This is a genomic window from Candidatus Woesearchaeota archaeon (assembly GCA_016187565.1).
In the GTDB taxonomy this organism is placed as follows: domain Archaea; phylum Nanobdellota; class Nanobdellia; order Woesearchaeales; family JACPJR01; genus JACPJR01.
The window spans coordinates 166603-183744 of sequence record JACPJR010000031.1 but is presented as its reverse complement, the minus strand read 5'-3'; the positions used below and the strand labels follow the sequence as shown (position 1 = coordinate 183744).

2 protein-coding genes are annotated in these 17142 nt (G+C 41.6%); both read right to left on the bottom strand.

Annotated elements, in window-relative coordinates; genetic code table 11:
- A partial coding sequence (locus tag HYW21_08555; protein ID MBI2549374.1) for a VCBS repeat-containing protein occupies positions 1-5764 on the bottom strand: 5764 nt, incomplete at its 3' end.
- Complete coding sequence (locus HYW21_08550) at positions 5761-17136, bottom strand: S8 family serine peptidase (protein MBI2549373.1); 11376 nt, start codon at positions 17134-17136, stop codon at positions 5761-5763. The genes HYW21_08550 and HYW21_08555, both read right to left, overlap by 4 nt.
- Positions 17137-17142: the final 6 nt, after the last annotated feature.

Here is a 17142-nt window from a genome sequence, read left to right as displayed (position 1 = left end):
CAATACCTGAATCATCAGTTGCCTGTGCGGTAATGAGAATACTATCATCAACCGTTGGCTGTTCTGGCTGTACCGTAATATTAAAGAGGCTGGGATAGACGATGTCCTTAACCATACCTGAAAGGGGAACATCCACTCGCCAATGAAGAGGATCATTCGATGCAACAATGACTGATCTTCCATTGATGTCCAGAGGTATGGAGGTATCAATAGTAAAGGGAAGTGTAAGCGACAAAGAAGGTTCGAGAGCATAAAATCGTCGCTCAGGCATGGCCAAACTTCGCGGGTAATAACTGGTGCTAATTATCGTCTGGTTCTTGGTAAAGGTTCCATTACCATTGTTACGATAATAGACAGCATCATCATAAGAGCCACGGCTTACAAGAATGTCCGGCCATCCATCATAATCAACATCAAAATCATCAAGACCAGCTCCAGAATATTCACGGAAGGCTATACCTTGATCAGTAAAGACAAGGGTGTTTTGTTCCTGCGTATAAAGATGGTACTCATCTGACCTTTTTCTGACGAGAATATCAGGAAAGCTGTCACCATTGAAATCAGCAACAGCAATACCTACCGGAGAGGTTTCTAGAGTGAAGAGCAAAGATTGATTAAAACTTCCATTGCCATTGCCAAGAAAGGCATAGATCCCATTGCCGTAATCTTCACCATAAACAAAATCAAGGTTGCCATCATTGTTAAGATCACCAGCATCTTTTCCTCTGCCATAACTCCCAGGGGCATCATTGGTTATGAGAACAGTCATGAAGCTGCCATTGCCGTAGCCAGTAAAAAGATAAAGATCATCATTATAGCCAGTAACAACAAAGTCCTGATGGCCGTCATTGGTAAAATCACCAACTGCAAGATCAGTTGCATAGGAAAAGCCAGAGAGATAAGATCCTACTTGACGCGGTACTCCAAAGCTTTTATTCCCTTGATTTTCAACAAAGTACATATAGTTCGTCGAACTCGTTACAAAATCGAGATCACCATCTTCATCAAAGTCAGCAGTCCCTAATCCATAAATATAACTACCAAACTTGAGAACACCAACCAATGGATCAAAGGAATCATTTTCATGAAGGTACCCAATATAATGGTTTGCAGGTGTTCCTCCAGAGTCACCAACAAGGACAAAGGGATCCGTGAGAGCAAAGTCAGTTGTACGGTTCATTGCCGTCAGATTTAGCGTAAGGAAAGACGGAAGAGTCAAACTAAACAGGAGTGTGCTATCGCCAAGATTAGTAATGGTCATGTTTTGAGTAACATTATCATCGATGTTCATCAACCCAAAATCAAGCTGCTCCAATGATAACGTAGCATTCGGTGCATAAACAGGCATCACGAACAGCTCAGAGATGTTTTGATTGCCAGACCTATCCGTTGCAGTAATTGCAAAAGAGAAATCTGTCCATGCTCGCTTCAAGGGGAGAGAGTACGTAAAAAGATCATGACCTGCTCGTTGCATAGTGTCTGTTATTGATTCATCATTGAGCCAGTAGGTAATAGTAAGGTTTTGAACAAGCTCATTATCAGTACTCATGGCAGTAATTTCTAGTTGGTCATCAACAGTCAGAACCTCGGGCAAGACAGTAATATTCCAAAGCAAGGGAGATTCATCGTCAACAACCGTTAAGGAAACAGGAATCTCAAGTTCAGGATTACGGGGATCATTGGAGCGAATGAGGAAAGTAGTATTTTCTGCTCGGGTCATAGAAGTATCTGCTGCAATGGTAAACACATACTCTTCTCCTGGCTGAACAACAATGTGATTACTCCGTAAGAACCCAGGGCTAGCCAAGCCATAAGCATTGGTATCAGTAAGGCCGATAGATTGGACATACTGAAACGAGCCATTCCCTGTATTCTGGTAATATCTCACTTCACGATTGTAGTCTGTTACAACAATAATGTCCTCATCGCCATCATGATCAACATCCAGATTATCGGCACCGCCGAGTTGGCCAGTGTCAAAAAGAGTTCCTGCAAAGCGAAAGCTCAATCCATCTCCCAGACCACGGTACAGTTTAAACGACGTGTTTAAACCTCCTTGAACAAGAATATCAAGAATCCCGTCATGGTCAATATCAGCAACAACAACACCATACGACCATGTATTTGTTGATCCAAGATCAATCAAGGGGTGAGGAGTAAAATTCCCATGACCATCACCAAAATAACCAAAAATCTTTTGCTCATACCCTCCTGCATAAACAAAATCCTGATAGCCATCACGATTGAGATCTCCCGCATCCTTTCCTATCCCAAAACTCCCAGGAGCATCATTGGTTATGAGGATCTGCTCAAAGTCGCCATGATCCTTATTCAGGTAAAGATAAAGATCATCATTAGATCCTGAAACCACGAAATCTAAAAGAAGATCATTGTTAAAATCAGCAGTGGCAAAATCTTCAGTAGCACCACTTAAATAAATGGGTGTCCCCACGGTACGAGGCTCGTCAAAGCTTTGATTGCCAATATTGTCTACAAGATAGATCCACGTAGTGTCATCATTACCAACAGCAACATCAAGATCACCATCAAGATCAAAATCACCCAAACCAAGGCCTCGTTGATTATCACCAAAGGTAAGGAACCGTGTCAAGGGACCAAAGCTGCCATTCTCAGAAACCATGGAAAGGTAATGTCCTTTGTTTTCATCTCCTACCACAATAAACTTGTCCTGAGGCGTAATGCCTGTCGTAAAATTCAGCCACGAGGGGAGGACAATCGTTGCTCGTAACACCGAGGTGCCATTATTCATCAGAGAAAATTGTTGAGTCACCTCATCACCAATGTCAAGCGTCCCAAAGTCAACCTCGCTCGGCGTCACATTAGATATCTGTGGAGCAAGAATAGGCAAGGTCATCCAAGACGAAACATTCTGGTTGCCTCCAAGATCTTCAGCAATAATCTGGAAGCTAAGATTTCCCACAGCTCGGGAAGGATCAAGAGTGAGGTTATAATAATCATCTGATTGGCTATCCATGAAGGCAAGGGTAAAGCCTTCTCCAAAGGAGTAATTAACCAAGACTCCATCAAGGGCAATTTCATCAATGGCCTGAGCGCTCAGAACAATGGTATCATCAACAGTTGGTTCAAGTGGCAGTACAGTAATGTTTGCCAGCGAAGGATTAACAACATCCTGAATGGTAACCTGAAGCACCATCGTGAGTAACGGATTCTTAGGATCATTTGATGAAAACACCAATGGAAGGATGCCATTAAACGGTAATGTTGTATCCAATGAGAAGGCAATGGTCTGCTCGGTTTGAGGCTCTAGGGAGAGATAACGGTAATTTCGTAGCTCAGGCATGCCAAGACCAAAGACACTGGAATTCGTATAACCCAAGGTTCGGTTGAAGGTAAAATTTCCCTTGCCATTATTCTTGTAATAATCGATGGATGACCCTGTTTTTGAGCCGGTGATTACAAGATCTTGGTCTCCATCATCATCAAGATCAAGCGCATCAATTTCAGGAGTGCTTGAATAAAGAAACAACGAAGAATTTTGATGGGTAAAACTCATTCTATCTCCTCGCGCCAGATACTGATGCAGGACATCAGTTGTTGCATCAAGAACAAGAACATCAAGATGATAATCATTATTAATATCTGCCAATGCAACTCCTGAAGGATTCGATGTTGTACTGTTGAAGAGGAATGTTTCGGTAAAATTTCCCTTGCCATCTCCTAGATAGGCATAAATACCTCCATTTGAATACTCACCATAGATAAAGTCAAGGTTTCCATCGTTGTTGAGGTCACCAGCATCTTTCCCTCTGCCCGAAGAACCAGGAGCATCATCAGTCAGAAGAATCTGGACAAAGCTTCCATTTCCCTGGCCAAGGAAGAGGTAAAGATCATCACTGTTACCAGTAACAACAAAATCAAGAAGAGCATCATTGTTGTAATCACCCGTCGCAGTGTCAAAGGTATATACATCCGTAAGAAATGAATAGCCAAGAGGCTGAGGCTCTGCAAAGCTTTTATTACCAAGATTTTCAATAAAATACATAAAGCCGTAGTAATATTCACCATTGCCACTAATGACGTCATAATCACCATCATTATCAAAATCACCAACACCAACTCCACCCTGATAATGTCCTAACGAAAAAAGGTAGCTTAGTTGGCCAAAGCTGTCATTTCCTAAAAGATCAAGTCCATAATGACGTGCAGCATAATCACCAATGCCAATAAACGGAGTCACGATTGTTTGATCATCAAACGATAAAAGAAATGGTGTACTTATCATCACTGATAAATTGGTCATACCGTTATTCCGAATGGTCAGAGTACTGGAACGATTCTCTCCGACGAGAGTGGTAAGGTTTTGTTCAGAAAGTGTAACGTCTATCTCTGGTACGAGTACAATAATGGTAAATGCATCGGTAGTGTTTGTATTATTAGCGATGTCTTCAGCACTAACCATGAAAGTCATATTGCCTGTCGCTCGTTCAAGATCAACGGTTGTTGTGTAATGATTTTCTCCAAGAGAATTCATCTGCTGTTGCTGGTAATCCGCACCAAGTGAAAAATTAAGATAGACTGCTGAAACATTCAGATTATCAATAACCTCCACGCTAATGGTGATGGTGTCATCGACGGTAGCTAGGGATGGATAGGTTACATTGGTAATCTGGGGGAGATCACCATCTGCAAAATAGGAAAAGGAAGGACTGGTGTTGGTGTTGCCTGAACGATCAGTAGCATTAAACCAAACAAAAACATCGCCGGTTTTACCACTTGGAGGAACTATTCCCGTGAAGGTGTTCGGGTCTGAGCCATTTTGCTCTGATCCTGGCAATGCTTCTGTCTCCTGAAAAGTAACATTATCAAAAGAAAAGAAGAGTGTAGCATCTGCTATTCCAACATTATCAGTAATCACAATGGCCACATCAACAGGGATAAATACATTGGGTTGTGTTGGTATTGTCTCGGGCTGACCAAAAACAGGCGGATCTCCATCAATAACCGTCTGTTCAAGGTTTGAACTACCGGTTTGATTCTGGGAGTCTAAAGCAATTACTTCAAAATACACCGTCGTTGTCTCGGACCGTCCTGGTATGAGTCCAGTATAATTCCCTTTGTTTTCCATTGAGATATTCGTAACATTAGTTCCATTGTAGCTATACGAGAGAACAGCTGATTGATCATCAAAGTCACCGAGAATAGCAGCAGTAACTAAGATATCTTGATTGAGGTTTGGATACAAGGGATCAAGGAACAGAGCAATACTGGCATTGTAGTTCACAGAGTTGTCTAATGATGCATCTGTCCATGCACTGTAACTATCACCAACACGATAATCAAGGAAAAACTCACCAAACAAGCCTCCTGCTTGGAGATAAACAGTTGCGTTTACCGAATCATTGCCATCTGAGGTTGTTTGTTGTCCTTGTCCAGCCCACCAGTAATAACCCATTTCTGGAGGGTAGGAACTGTTCACATTATCAACGATATAACCATTATAATCAATAACACCTTCATGATCGCCAATGTAGGATACATTGAGAACACTCCAATTTTCAGGAACCATAACGGCAAACCAAGGAAATTGGCTGTCGGTTCCATTAGAGAATACCTGAAGGTGGGTAATAACCCTTCCGCCTAAGGTAGGTCGTTCAGGTTGATCAATGGATTGGATGCTTATGCATCCGGTGAGAAGTACAGCAAGAAGAGCGATACAAATAATCATCCAGGTCATTTTCCGATGTACGGTTTGCGTTGCCGAAAGATCCGAGTGATTATTCATGGGACACACTCCGGATCAAGATCAGGATCACAAGCCGTAACATTAATCTCTAAGAGGCTGTTCATCATGACATAGATCTCCGTAGGAATAATTTGGAAAAGAGGTGGTTGATTTAATACATCAACAACAAGATTGAGAAGCTTGGTGTCATTGCTCAATCCATCACTCGCGGTTATTGTAATAAGATGGTTTCCAACGTCCCCATTCGTAGGAGTAAAAGAAACAATTCCCTCAGAAGAAATATTGAACAAGGTGGTGTTGTCTGAGAAGAGAATATTATCAGCATCAGCATCACTTGCATTTACCTGGAGCATAAAGGAGGTTCCTTCCTGTACTCGCTGAGGTGGTATAAACAATATAACCGGTGCATCATTGGTATTGGTAATCGTAAAGGGAACTACCTCAAAGACCGTAAGTTGGCCATCAGTAACCGTAATATTCACGAGATACTCTCCAAGATTGGCCTGCTTTGGTGTCAATGAAATTGCTCCAGTAATGGGATGGATGGTAAAGAAGGTTGCATTATCAGCAAACATAAGATCCTCACCATCTGGATCTGTTGCTTCGACGGTAACAGAGTAATACGTATCTTCAAGAAGATGTTGGCTACCTAACGGAGTCAAGACCGGAGGCCTGTTCACATTCTCAATGACAAGGCTAAAGGTTGTTGCCACGGTAGCAAAACCATCAGTAACAAGAATGGTCAGTTGGTACTGTCCTGCATCTTCAAAGGTAGTTTGTAAACTTAGGGTTGTGTTAGTAAGCACAAAGCGATCTGCCAAAGGAACATAGCCAAACACTTCATGATCAGTTATGGTTATATTCAGAGGATCTCCCTCTGGATCAGAAACATTCAGCAGGATCGCCAGCGTTTCATTCTCAGCAATGTTCATATCAGGAAGAGGTTCAAGCTGAGGAGGGAAGAATGTTCTGTTGTGGATGAAGAACAGGATGGTCTCTTTGTTGTTTTGATTACCATGCTTATCCCGACAGTTCAGGAAAACAGTGTAATAGGCTCCATTAGAGAGGTTCGTGAGTTCTGTTCTATGGTTAATTTCGCCGGTTTCATTGAAAGCGAGCATTGCACTGTATTCTGTGGTGATAAATGAATACCGGCATGTTGCAGACTCGTCAGTAGCTAAGGAAAGCATAACCGAGCTGGTATTAATTGCAAACGAAGTATTATCCACCGGTTGTTTATTCGTCATGGTCGGAGGAATAAAATCAATCGCAAAATAGGCAAAGGTTCGCTCAACTAAGGTTGTTCTGGTCAGTGGATCTGGAACGTCCTCAAGCCCAAAGGTATAGTAAGCTGTCTTGAAGGTTGTTCCTTCATACTTAACTGCTGCACCATCTGCGTTGGAATATTCCAGTGATTCAGTTGCAGGAGCTAGTGCTTGGATCTCTTCGCCTGGTTCTGTAAGCGTGAAGAGCAATCCTTTTCCCACAGGATCACGGAAAACGCCTTCAATGGTTTTTGTGGGTGCAACTCTTCGATAGGCTGCAGAGAGATAATTCTGATAAAAACCCGTCGTTCCTCTCTCGTGTCCTAAACGGTTACTAAAGACCAGAAGGTTTCCCCCCGTATCAAGATACTGCTGAAGGCGTGCCTGTTCATACGGATCTAAGGATTGTTCACTAGCAACACCCGTCACCCAAACAACAATCCGGAACATATCAAGAACTGCTGCTGTTGGCATTCCTGCGGTATTATTATGCACCACAACATCATACCCTAATCCTCCTGATTCCTGAATGGGTTTGGTATACAGGGTGGTATTACTGTTAGGATCATCATTCACCAGAAGAACAGGAACCTTCTGCGTGATAAGGATTTCTTTAGAGAGGGTATTATCTTCCACAAAGGTTTCGTTCAACGCAGGAACTACGCTTACCGTAATATTTGGTCTTCCTTCTAAAAGCAAAACGCTAAAAAAGAGATCTTTTGAAGATTCTCCAGGAAGATCCACACGAACAGCATTTGAAAGGTTTCCATCAACCAGGAGTTGAACCTCGAGGTCAGTGAGGTTCTCCATCATCGTATTCTCGATGGTTGCTTTGACTGAGAAGAGTTCATTTGGTCTCTCATAAAGCGGAAGCTCTATTGCCGAAACTTTTGCATTCTGGAACGCAACTGAGAAATTCACACCCACGGTTTGTGTGTTGTTGAAGAGGTCTGCAGCAGAAAGCACCAGCGAATGATTGCCTCCGAGAATAATAAGCGGATAGGTTACTGGAATAAAGGATCGTGTTGCATTGAGAGGAATTTGTGGTTCATTATCAAGAGTATAGCTGATTGTTGTAGCTTCATCAGTATAAAAACTGAGATCAATACTGTTGGTCAGATAGGTGATATTTTCTGGAGATATCATCGTTAGCAGAGGTGCTCTAAGATCAAGCATAAAAGAAGATTCTTTACTCATCGTGTTATTCGTGTCATCAGTGGCAATAACCGTCAGTGGATAAGTTCCATGAAGCAATGGCCCAGGAAGGGATGCCTCATATCTTTCAGTAATACCATTGTACACCATCTCCTGGCTACGATTTTCAAGCATGGCGATAACGCTCACGATGCCATGATCATCAGTTATGTTTGCTTCCACACGTATCATCTGTTCAGGAATGTTGCTTATTTGCGGAGAAACAAGAACATCATGAATTATTGGCGTCTGATCTGTCGATGCAAGGATATAGCTCCCTGATCGAGTAAGTGAGACCGTAATGCTATTGCTCAGAGGATCAACACTTCCGTTCAACCTCACAAGAGTCTGCGTATCATACAGCGCTAAGGAGGATTCTGCAAGATGTCGCGGGATGAGCTCATATTCAGGATACAGAATGGTAAGATTTATTTTCTTCGCATTTGTTAGAACATTATCAGTAATATTAACCCGCCAGAGACTGCCAATGGTAAAAAAAGAAGGAGCGTCAAAACTGTTGTTGGCTATTTTTTCAATGGTAACTCTCCCATCGCTGATGGACATTGTTTTTGTCTTGAGGGTAAGTAAGACGTCAGTTGCATCGGTGAGATCAAGAGCGGCAAGATCATATGTTGGGAGTGATAGAATAGTCACGTATGCCGTATGATCCATCGTCGATTGCTCAACAATGATGTTCCTCAGTGGTTGAATAGTAGTCTCAAAGATCTCATCACCATCATAATCGAGATTCATGATGAAACTTCCTGAAAGATCGAGTTGAGCAACTGAATCCTTGGATACATTGGTTAATGGATAGGTAAGATAAATGGTATTACTTTCATTCATCAGCAGAATACTTACATTAAATGATCCATAGGCGTAAGCACTTACGACAAAACGATAGCTCTCGTTAAACTGGAGCACGGTAATCTTTTTTTTGTTGGTGGTTGGATCTATACGATAATCAGAGCCTGGAATTTCGGTTTCGATATCGCCAAACTCATTTATCCCTGTATGCTTTCCCTGAGAATCATAGAGATGGAAGTCAACAGGAGACCCACCCTCTATGACAAGCTCTGGCTGGAATGCATTTCTCCCGTCAATACCAACCATCTTGTCAACAAGAGATTGACCACCAACAAAATAGCCAATAGTAGGAGTAACATCAATGGAACGAAGTGTTTTTGCGAGATCTTTGTTTCCTCGTACAAAGAGATCATACCCCGATCCAGCAACCACAAAGGGTAGCCAAGACAGATGACCATAGGCTGCATAGTGAGGGAAATCATGGAAATAATATCCCTGAGAAGCAATGAGAATCATGTTAGGACTCTCAGCAAAGGGAGGATTTCCCATAAGGAATGGTAAGAAGAAATCACTTGCAGGTTCAAAGACATCATTGGCGCCATCGTAATAATAGCGCTGATAGATACCATCCTGCTTTAGTAAAATTCTTTGTAGGGTACCAAACCAGCTGCTTTCCTGAATATAACGACTATTATTTGAGAAAACTCGTGCAACGTCCAAACCATCCTTGGAATAGGCCATGAATCCATTAAGGAAAAGATCAGTAACTTCGAGGCCTTCAGGTTTTCGTAAATCTCCTAAATCCCAATTTGCCAATGCATGAAAAGAGTCCTTTTCAACATTTTTCAATCCAAGATCTGAGGTAATAATAAAGAGAGTATCATCATAAAGATTGCTTGTTTTCAATGCATCAATAATTTCTCCAATCTGGCTGTCAACTTCATTGGGATCGATGGTTTTGAGTTCTTCTTCTGGAGTCATTCCCTCTTCCCAGACACCACGATCTTCACCCAAATCATTTGTGAGGAGATAGATAACCATGAGATCTGGAGCATCATTAGAACGCTTTGCATCATTGTTTTTCAGATTAGTGAGATAAAACTTTCTGTGTTCTTGACCAAACTCAGCACCACTGATGAAACTAACAAGTGGCATCATCATAAAATCAGGAGGGATCTGAGTAATCCCTTTGCTGTAGAGCGACGGCAGAGCCGCACTGTGCTTCTCGTTTTTTGCAAGATAATCAAACAAGGTCATAACACCCTTCTCTGTCCAGAGTGTATCAATTGTTGTGTAGGGAGTATGGTCAAACGGAACAAACTCTAGATCTGTTTCTTCTCGCATAAAGTTATCACCAATAATAAAATGCTTTGAGGGATAAAGGCCTGTAAAGAAATCTGCCTGAGAGGTCATTGTTGTCCCTAAAACAGAAGAAGATATACGGGAATGGTAACCATTGGTATCATCCAAGAGCTGTTGGATACGAGGAATTTTCTCAGGACGGCTGAAAAGTGTGTCATCATCCATGCCGCCTGCAACAATCAAAACAACAACATGCGGTGTTGTTTTTCTCATTTTGACCATGGTAAATTGTGCTGTTTCAACCCAGGTGACAAAGACTCTATCAGTCCAATCAGTTGGACGTGCCAATTTACTAATGGTTAAGGCAGGTTCAGCAATTTCACCATACCCTAATACCGGAAAGGTTGTCGAGTCAGCAAGTAAGACTGGTTCAGCAAAGGTTACTTTGTCTTCTTTCTGCTGTCCTTTGATGTACTCTAATGAGTATTCATCATAGCGATCATTGTCTTTGCTCCTCACATACGCTATGTGCAGAATATCTTGTGCGTCAACACCGAGCTGTGGCTTTGCAAGGGTGAATGGATACTGCGGTCTTTTCTCTAAAGAGGTAACAAGACGTTGCTTGCCAACTTTTTCGGAGGTTACCTCATTATAAAACACCTTATCCTCACTCTCCCAAACCGTGTGAACCGTTCTTTTATCATCAATGTCCATACCAGGAACCCATGGCTCAGGAACATTCTCTGAAACCTTCTGCTGGAGATAAGGGTAATCACCACTCAGTTGTTTGTAGAACAATCGTTGAGGTGTATTTTGATTAAAAGTCCCTTCCGAAGTATCTTCGTATCGTCTATAGAGAACATGGGGCGTTCCTTCATTATCCAGTAACGCATTTGAGAAATCAAAGGTAACGCCGAGCGTAGAAGTCTCATCAATTGTTGTCCACTGCCAGTTCGGTGGACTTTTTTTTATAAGAGGTGCACCGGCACAGGTAGTAACACCAACAAGTGCACCGCTGTAGAGAGATGCTGACTCAGGAAATTTGTTTATATCACCTGGCCATTCTGGAAACCCCGAATATCCCTCACTACGTTTAATCAATTGAAGAGACTGTCCAGTAAATTTAGTCGATTTTGGTATTAATCCACTAAAAGAAGGATAGATGAAAAAGCCTCCAAAATAACCCATCAAAGCACTCGACATGGATCTTAAACCACTCTCGGTAAGACACACAGGATAAACATAACCAAAGTAAAAATTATCAGGATACTGCATGGCAACCCGCGCAGAGATAACTGGCTCATTGGTAAGAGGATCAATGGTAATGGTTGGATAGTTAAGACGGGTTTCCATATAGTCTTGCCATTTGTAGTAAATAGGCTCTCGCTTTGCTATACTGACGACTTCTTTGTCATCGACAATGTCAAATTTGAGCTTGAGATAGATCAAAAAACTGAATGCAATGTTCTTGCTTTCCTTCATATAAACAAGATGGGGGATATCGTTTGCATCTACTGCGATATCAACATAACGAGTAAGATAATAGAAAGATTCATCAACCGTGGTAAAGACAATAGACTTATCCTTACTCCAAGCAAACAAATCAGGATGTTCAAGATCGATTGTTGCTCGCTGTTCCTTAGGTATCTTGGCATAGAGAACCTGGGTGACAAACATACCCGATTCATCCTCTTTTACTACTTGACGACCTGCAACATGGAGATTTCCTTTGCTATCAACGGCAATTTTTTGTTCACGCACCGCATTGGTAACAACAAAACCATCGGGATCGTAGATATCTAATTCTGGATCAAAGATACCATATCCCGGTGTTTCTTTTTCATCCACATCAATAACAATTTCATATCCTCCCAATTCCTTTTTTGTTTGTGCCTTCCAAAGGTCGAGGGTTTTGGTAAAATCAGTTGATGGAGGAACTACCAAGGTTTCAACACTCTCAGAAACATCTTCAAGGGGTATTCCCGCTCTAATCACCGTAAATTGTTTAACAGTATAGACACGAACTTCTCCAGTATGTTTTTTGAATAGATGTAAATTCGCTGCAACTGCATTTGATTCTGCAAAGGCGTCGGTAGGTTCACCACCAGTAAAGGAGGATGCAATTGCTCCGCATATCTCTTCTTCAGGTTGGCACGTTATCTTAAATCCAGGATCAGAGCGTCCATCAATAACATCCATTTTTGGATCATAAATACCATTCTGATTCACATCAACAATAAGATCATAAAAGCCAACCTCTTTCCGGTCAATATCATCCCAGATTTCCACACCTAACTCTCCCTCATCTCCTATCGAAGCATCATCCACGAACCGAATCGAACCTTGGAGTGAGTCACCATTCTCCCAATTGCGATCTTTCATGACATAGAGATCAACCTTTGTTTTTGGCTCAAAGCCAACACCCATGGCAAAAATCTCTGATGATGTCCCCCATGAGAACTCATCATCAAAGTCATTAAAACCTCCATTTGGAGAGTGTGATGCACCTGCATAGCCAATACGAAAACCAACTGTTTTGTGATAATCAACCACATCCTCGTATCTCTTCCATGAATCTTTTTTCGTTACCTCATGGGTACGAGGATCTTTTTCCTTGACATCATAGGTAATAGAACCAAAATCAGGCTCAACAACCCCTTTTTTCTCACCAAAGTCAACAAAAACATTGAAATGTCCTTTTGCATCAAAAATTGCCTTTTGAAGTTTTGTGAGATCAGGAAAGATTCCAGGTGTATTGGGATCCCAAAGTAAGGTTTTTTTGGGAAGAGTTCCATTAACATTATCAGTTGTTGCTGTTTCTTCGTAGGTAAAAAGGGTAAAGCCATTCACCGCTTCATTCTTGTTTGACGATTCTGAAATAGTTTGAGTAGAATCCCACGCAAAATCATGACGGTTGGCGACAACAACCAACTGAAGAGGTGTTTCACTGGGAAGTCCCTGACCATAAGCATAAATCAGATTACCATACGGAAAGAAATTAGTGGCATTGTCAGTTTCATTTGCTGCATCAATCCCTCTCACACCACTGACGACAAGTGCAAAGTTCTGGCCATTGGGAGTAAAGGAAGGATTAACTGATTTTCCTTTAATAGTAATATTCCAGAATCCATCTTCTGGTTCTTTGAGGATTAACCGTTTGACATTACTTTTTACTTTTTCTGGCTCGTTACATCTTAATCTAAGTGGAGATGACGCAGATGCTTTGATGTTAAACATAACATGATCCTCATCAGTAATAGTGTCTTGATCTACATAAATGAGACGACAATAATCCTTAGCGGACTCATCAACTGACTCACCTTCCTCATTAAAGTTATTGAATGTGCTTTTGTACTTGATTCCTGTCGGAGAAGTCATCTCAAGCTCAAGTTCATTAACAAGACTCCTGGAGGTCAAAGAGGAATCTGGAGGGTCCATCCACGTAAACGTAATTCCCATGGCACGATCAGAAGAAAACCGGTAGGGAAAAATAACTTTTGTTTCAACAATCTCATTATCTTTATACCGTAAACACTGGTACGGCCAACACGGTTTGATAGAATTCGAGAAATTCACTTTCCCCCAACCTTCACGGAAATTAGGAATTGACCCTGTTTGACTATACAAATCCTGATAATCTGCCCCAAAAATGGGTCCTATCCCAATGAGTCTATTTGGTACATCTTGTGCTCCATTAATCACCGTTGCTTTCAAGAGCGCAGCACTTGGTTTTTCAACTGTTTGTTCCTTCTGATAGTATTCCCTAATCAGAGCACCAACTGCAGCAGCCGCAGGAGTCGCAAAACTGGTCCCATACGAAACACGATATTGTGGCCCAAAATGGTACTGAGCTGCTAAGTAGTAAGGGTCACCACCAAGTGTAGAAACATAATGCTTGCTAACCTCATCGTCCATTTGGCTAGATCTTACAATAAATCTTCCCGATGCTACAGTAACAACATCAGGTTTTAATCGCAAATCTGGAGTAGGTCCTCTGCTTGAGCCACCCCAGAGATCTGTGTCACTATCAACACGATGACAACTCTCAGCATCGTACATATCATCTCTCTCAAAAGCATTCTCTTTCTTAAACCACCTTACACCATCACACCCTTTTAATTCCTGCTCTAAGCCACCAACCGTCAGAACATTCTTCGCGACCCCAGGATTTGCAAGGTTTCCCCATCCAAATTCTTGAGAAGTTTCGTATACTGAACATTTAAATGCATTAAATAATAAAATATCGGTAAGAGGAATATAACTTAATGTGTCTTCAAAGTCTCTTCCTGTGTTTGAGGCTGCAAAAAATGGAAGAAAATCTTGTTTTTCAAAAACAAAACGATTTATCCGTACATCATAATTTCTAGGTTCAGTAAGTTTTTGCACACGTCTACAATAATAAAAGGTCGAAGGGCCAGTGGCAGTACCCCAACTATTCGTGTAAACTCTTGCTCCTCGTTCGTAAGAATTGTCAAATGCATAGATCACATCATCCTCAGGAAAACGCCCGGTAAATAATGTTCTTTGAAGTTCTTTGAGGACGTTTGCATTACAAACTTTTGTTGAATAGAGACTGGCAAGAGGTGCAATTCCTCTAATGGACTCCTGCTTATAATTCATTCCAGACACTCCTGCTCCGACAGCAACTCCTGCTGTAGCCGTTCCATGCCCAATAGGATCCTCACCATTATTCTTTTCCAAACCTCTTGGCTCCATATTCTTAGGTGCATTACAATCCCTTGAAAAAGGGATATCCTCGTTAGGAATAACACTCGCACCTAACTCAGCATGACTGGTGTCTGTTCCTGTATCTAAATGGCCAATGACTTGTCCATCACCTTCGTATCCATAAAAATTCTGATTCTTACCAATAACAGCACTCTTTCGGACACCAAGGGTAAGAGGGGTCTTAAATCCAAAGAACTCAATGGCGGGTAAAATGGTAACCGATGAAACATCAGGGATAAAGGAGATGTTCAAAATGTTCTTCACCTCAGTTTCAACACCAAGTGAATCATTGAGAACGTACTGAACCGTTGCTCCAAGCCCAGTGATGCTTTCATTAACTTCCTGAACATGCTGGAAGGTAAAGATGGTTAAATTAAGCGTCTCATTATCTTCAAGTAATGCCTCATTGATAATTCGGTAAAGTCCTGAACTCAACCGATCGGCAGGCTGGAAAATACCAAGGAAACGAACATAGGAAAGATTCTGGATTTGAGTTTTGATGAGCGGATCAAAAAACACAATATACCCATTGTCAGGAATATATTCTAAAAATTCTACACCAATTCCCTCAAGTTCTTCGCTCTGATTCTGCGTCAGAAAACCATAGAACTGAATAACATAATACCCGGTGTCCTCAGCTGTTAGAAACTGAGAAGAGATATTTGCTTCCTCAGTGAGCGGATCATACACAGAGTTCAATAAAAATAAATTCTGATCACACGCATCTCCTTTGTCATCAAGGTCTGCATCATCCTGGTCAGGATTATCATCAAAAGGACAATTGTCACATTCGTTACCTCTGCCATCATCATCACTATCGTTCTGATCAGGATTTGCTATGGTGGGACAAACGTCTTCTTCTTGTTGACCGCCTCGACATAAGAGCAAAGAGCTGTACAACTCAATCTCATTGATTCGCACATCATCATCATCAAAGTCATAATCAAGAAGAGTAAGTCGAAAAAACCGTGCAGGAGTGAGATTAAAGAAGATATCATTTCGTACATCCTCATTTTTAGAGACTGCTATGACCATGCTAAAGTTGCTGCCATCTTCACTAAGCGCAACCGTATAGTCATACAAGCGTGACAAAGAATCATTAAACACAATGACAAAACGGTCAAGAGGAATGATCTGACCAAGATCAATGGTTACATACTGAGGAGGCTCCCCAACGAGCGCAAGGAATGTGGTGTTATCCCCATCAACAGCAAACAGCGGAACATAAGGGTCTACAAAGGCTGAGGCATTAATCATTTTATCACGAGCAACATTCTCCGGGAGTGGCTCAGTAAGCGAGGGGCCAAAATCACAAATGCTATCATCATCTGCATCATAATCACAAACATCACCAATAGTGTCATTATCAAGGTCTCCTTGAAAGGGGTTGTAGTCCATGATACAATTATCGCAGACATCGCCAAGCCCATCATAATCACTATCAGACTGATTGGGATTAGCAACATTACAATTATCTACAAAGTCAAAAACAGCATCAAGGTCATTATCAGAGAACGGATCTTCTTCAAGCCAAAAAGGAATGCTCACATTTCCAGAAACAGATGCATTAATTACTGCAGAATCATTCGACCCAAACCAATTGTTTTGAGCCTCCAAGAGCACGCTTTCATTCGTATTCTCGATGTTAAAGGTATTATTGCGAAATGAGTTTAACTCAGCGTCAACATAAAAATAGCCACGGGTAAGTATACCGCGATTGGATTTTTCAAGTAATGTCGTTTCAACGCGGATAAACGACTCATAGACATCCAATCCTGTATCAAATTGCTCAAAAACACAGTTTTTGATGGTAACCAGAGAATTATTAAAAAATGAGACGCCCGTTCCAGTCCCATTTCCGGTAATTCTATGCAACTGACAATCCAAGGTAAGGTCATCGGCTGTTACGGTAAAACACGTTCCAGAAACAGTCATATCCTCCTCAAGGACATAGACCGTTGATTCATTCAGTACCTGACAGCCAGAAATAACGCTGTCACTACCCGCAGGATTACTCAACACTAAAAGCAAAAGAACCATCAGCATGACGTAGAGCGGTGTCACTATTCTGGGTACAAAAAATCTTCGCGATTCCCCCCTGCCAACCATAGTCACGTAGTA